The organism is Poseidonocella sp. HB161398 (assembly GCF_005870025.1).
Taxonomy (GTDB): Bacteria; Pseudomonadota; Alphaproteobacteria; order Rhodobacterales; family Rhodobacteraceae; genus Mangrovicoccus.
In genome coordinates this window covers 1-4,192 of record NZ_VATA01000158.1, presented here as the reverse complement: position 1 = coordinate 4,192, position 4,192 = coordinate 1, and the positions used below count along the sequence as shown (strand labels likewise).

General features: G+C 65.8%; 3 protein-coding genes. All 3 read right to left on the bottom strand.

Features of this window, described 5'->3' with window-relative positions; translation table 11 throughout:
- Window positions 1-293: hypothetical protein (locus FGX59_RS36095; RefSeq protein WP_206078551.1), on the bottom strand; the 293-nt coding region annotated here is incomplete at its 3' end.
- A 74-nt stretch (window positions 294-367) separates the two neighbouring features.
- A complete protein-coding gene (locus FGX59_RS36090; RefSeq protein ID WP_206078550.1) occupies window positions 368-1,819 on the bottom strand; it encodes a DUF1254 domain-containing protein in 1,452 nt (483 codons plus the stop codon).
- Between the two features lie 73 nt (window positions 1,820-1,892).
- The gene (locus FGX59_RS36085) at window positions 1,893-2,654 is read right to left on the bottom strand and encodes a hypothetical protein (RefSeq protein WP_138473376.1); all 762 of its coding nucleotides are present in this window, start codon (window positions 2,652-2,654) and stop codon (window positions 1,893-1,895) included.
- Between the last annotated feature and the right edge of the window lie 1,538 nt (window positions 2,655-4,192).

The following is a 4,192-nucleotide window of genomic DNA, read 5'->3' as shown; positions in this document are numbered from 1 at the left end:
TTCCAGATCGGCAGCACGTTGTAGCCCGCGCCGAACTCGGCCTCGGACCCGTCGCGCATGCCGATCACGTTCAGCGCGGGCAGCATGGTCATGCAGGCATGGACCGCGCGCTGGTAGAACAGATCGGCCAGCAGGTCCCGGGCCTCCTCCTCGGCCAGCCAGTTGCCGTCGTTGACCTGCGCCGCCAGCGGCGGCAGCGCCGGACCAGCGTACTGGGCCAGGGCCGGGGACAGTGTCGATACGGCAAGCGAGAACAGGCACAGAGCCGAGGTGGCGCGAAGGCGATTGGACATGGCCGTTCCTCTGTTGGTCATTCCGCCGGCGCAGGCGGACCTGCGCCGGAAGCCTTTCCGCCATCCGCGGCGGCTCAGCCCGCCACTTCGATGACCGGTGGCTGCCATGTGCCGCCGGTGATGGGCGCCTGCCCCCAATAGGCGCGGATATAGAGCGAGAATTCGCCTTCGGGCGCGGGCAGCCAGTTGCTTTCCAGAGCCGCGCCGGGCGACTCGTGGCCGACATGGATCGTCAGGGAGCCATCCTCGTTGCGCTGCATCCCCGTGCTCTTGGTGCCGAGCGAGTAGCGGTCCAGGTCGTTCGGGGCGAAGAGGTGCCTGTCGTTGTAGAGCGTCAGCGACCAGAACCCGTCAACCGGCGGTTCCTGCCCGGCAGCGAAGGTGACCGTGTAGCTCTGCGCCCCTTCGAGCTGGTTCCCCCCGGCGTCGTAATCCGTGTAGAAGTACTGCGTCTCGCTGGGACGGTTGTCGAACATGTTCGACTTGGCGGTGCCCGTCCGGTCGAAATAGTCGAGGCCCCAGTCGGCATTGTTGACCGAGCGGTTCCAGCCATTTCCCGCAGGCCGGCCGTTATGCTCCCAGCGGAAGAAGGGCTGGATGACCTCCCGGTCCGCCTGGACGGCCTCGTCGGCGATGGCCTGCTTCAGGTCTCCGCTTTTCGCGGCGACGTCCAGCAGCCATTTGAACTGGGCATACATGGCCTCCTCGCCCGGCAGCGGCGGCACGGTTGCCAGCACCTTGCCGAATTGGTCGAAGTACTTCTCCGGCACCACCCATTGGGTTTCGCCGCCGCCCGCATCGGCGGCAGGATTGGGGATATCGGGGGCCTCGCTCCAGTCGATGGTCTTCATCGTGCCGTCGAAGCTGTCCAGGGGATAGACGACCACCTGGTCGATCAATGCCTGCACGGCCTCTGCATCTTCCGGCGTGTCGTCCTTGAAGATGCGGGGGATCGCATTGGCCAATGCCGTCGAGGACCGGAGGACATCCGTCACGCCCGCGGGCACGTCGCCGTCCCAGTCCGGACCGGCGAGCAGGTAGAAGCCCGGCGCCGTGCCATAGGGTTTCCCGAGCTCTCCGAACTGGTCGGTCCGTGCATCGTAGAGCGCGTAGACCCAGAAGCGGTCGCCGAAATCCGGCACCTGGACGATGACCGGCTGCGCGTTGAGATCGAAGAAGCCCAGCCCGTAGACGACATCCTGGTTCGGGCAGGCGACGAAGGTCTCCGACGGCAGAATGTAGTCGCTCAGCATGGCGATCCGGCCCTGCGGCGCGACGGGCAGAATGCCGCCCAGCAGGCCCGGCTCGGGCGCCTGGGTGATCTGGTCATGCCGGTTCTGCATGTTCACCATCGGCCAGCCCCAGACAAAGGCCTGGCGGGCGAGCATGCGGACATACTCTTCCTGCGGCATCGCTTCGGGATCCGGCATCGACAGCTCCGGGACGCCGGAGGACTGCTGCGCGATTGCCGGAGCGCCGGCAAGCAGAGCAAGGCACGATGCCGTGGCGGCGATATGTTTCCGCATCTGGTGTCTCCCTTTGAACTTGATCAGGCCCCGGTCATCCGCGCGCATCGGCGCCGGCGGGACCGGGCCTGGATCAGAATTGCATGTTCATGGCGAAGAAGACCTGCCACTGGGCCTGCCCGTCGCCGTCATGGGCGATGCTGTACTGAGGCTCCGCGAACAGGTTGAAGACCGTGCCACCGCTCTGGATGACCTTGCCCAGGCGCAGGCCGAGGGGGACATTGTAGTTGCCGCTCTTGAAATCATAGGCCCATGCCGGGGCGCCGCCGGTGTACCAGCCATCGCCCAGCTGGTAGAATCCGAAGGGCTGGAAGGCCCCCAGCTGCACCGTCTCGCGGCCGTTCCTGTCGCCGACGCCGTTGCGGTAGGTCAGAAGGTAGCCGTACTGGAACTTGCTGCTGGCCGCGTTGAAATAGACATTGGCGAAGCCGAGCTGCCATTGTTCATTGCCGAGCCGGTCGTCCCCGGCCGAGGGCGCGACGATCTCCGGGCCGATCCCGAAGCTGACCGCGGGGTTGCCCGTGTCGAAGAGATAGGCCGCGAAGACGTCGATATCTCCGAGGCCGGTGACATCGCCCATGTTGCCCCCGACGGGCAGCGTATCGACCGGAACCGACAACCGCATCAGCCAGTTGCCTTCCCCGATGGAGAACGGCGCCGCGAAGCGCAGGATGAACTGGTTGGCATCCTTGTCGCCGTCGCCGGTGAGCTCGCCGATATAGTAGTTCTGCAGGTTGAGCGCCCTGGCGTTGGCCAGCGGGTTGTTGGCCTGGGCAGCGGCGTCCTGCGCGCGGGTCGCACTGGTTGTCGATGCCAGGGTGCAAGCCGCCAGCATCGCGGCGCGGAAAGTGTTCCCCGTCCGCCCGGGCGCGGGACTCCTTGCGGAAACAGCTGGAGAGCCGCTATTCCTGAAAAGGCCAGTCGCCGCAGCTGCGGTGCCGACGCACGGCAGGCCTGCGGACACGATATGTCCGGTTCGTTTCGGCATTGGTTCCCCCCACGTTCCCGAATGCCCGACCGCCGGAGAAGTCGCAGGTACCTCCGGAAAGCCATATGGAAACATTGCGCGGCAGGTGCCGAAAAGTAAACCGGTGCCGTATGAAGATACCGCCAAACCGGTTGAAAAGGCGGTCGGCCGCCTCAATCCGGCGCTTCCGGACCGCGTTTGCGAGGGAAACTCGCCGAACAGCTCCCGCTACCGCCCCGAGTCCCGGCCGGGCCCGGTCAGCGCCGGTTGGCTCTGCAGCACCGAGATCGGCATCCTGCCCTCCCTCCGTGCAAGCAGGTCGCGGTGCAACCGGTGCAGCCTGAGCCCCGGTGCACGGTTCATCGGCGTCTCTGCCATTTCCCCAGGAAGGCGCGGTGAAGGGGGCGCGACGAGGTTTCCGCGCCCCGCGCAATCGCTTGGCCGCTGAGAGGCTGTTCCAGATATGCGTCAACGAAATCGCGGACCCGCCGAGTCAAAAGGGCATAGCGGCTCAGCCGGCGTGGTCCCGCGATTTCGTTGCGCGGGACACGGGAAATGTCGGAGCAAGGCGCCCAATGGCATTGCCTACTTGTCCGGGATGTCTCTGTTGGACAGCCATCCGGAATGAGAGCACCGTCCGTGATGCCGCGCTTGAACGGCGACCGCTTCCCCCCGTTAGGTCGTTGCCGGCGCGGTCTGCACGGTCTGCGCGTGCCATCGGTCCGCGCCCGGCACGGCGGATGCCGAGGAGCGAGCGCATGAACGCCATTGGTCCGGGCGACTGCCCGAACGGCGGAGCGCGGCGTGATCGTCAGCCGGGCAACGGCCCGGAAACGGGTCAACCGATTTGGCCGCCATTTTCCACCCGCATCAAGCACGACAGGCCCGTCGCCATGCCGGCCTCCTGCTCCTTCAGCATCCCGGTGATCTGGTTCCGATGGGGTTGCGGAGCCCCCTTGAGGCCACGGTCCCATCCCCAATCCGTGAACCTTGATCGCGTCATTCTCCGTGTTCTGGTTGGGGCGGACTCTACTTCGAAATGCAGGAAGCAACGGCGCCCAGCCCGGCTTGGTGCCCCTTCAGGAGGCCAATGATCTGCTCTTCGCTGAATCGGCTCTTCCGCATCGCCTCTCTCCTCGTCTGGAGAGCAGGCGACATTCAAACCGTCGGCTCTTCAGGGGAGCTGGTCACCTGCAATTTCCGGCCGCCGATGAAGCACCCGTTCCCGCCCGCCAGAATAATCCGAGGGACCGTCGTGTTAGTGTCACGGCGCAAGCCCGTAGAATGACCAGCTGCGGCCCCGCCTGGTCGAGATGATCTATCTGCGCCGCGAACTGGCGAAGCTCGCCGGGCTGATCGACTGGGAGGTATTCGAGCGCGAGTGGTCCGGGTTCTGCCCGTCGGAG

Excerpts from the sequence above, each read along its gene's own strand:
- FGX59_RS36090 (WP_206078550.1), bottom strand. The coding sequence starts at position 1,819 with ATGCGGAAACATATCGCCGCCACGGCATCGTGCCTTGCTCTGCTTGCC.
- FGX59_RS36085 (WP_138473376.1), bottom strand. The coding sequence starts at position 2,654 with ATGCTGGCGGCTTGCACCCTGGCATCGACAACCAGTGCGACCCGCGCG.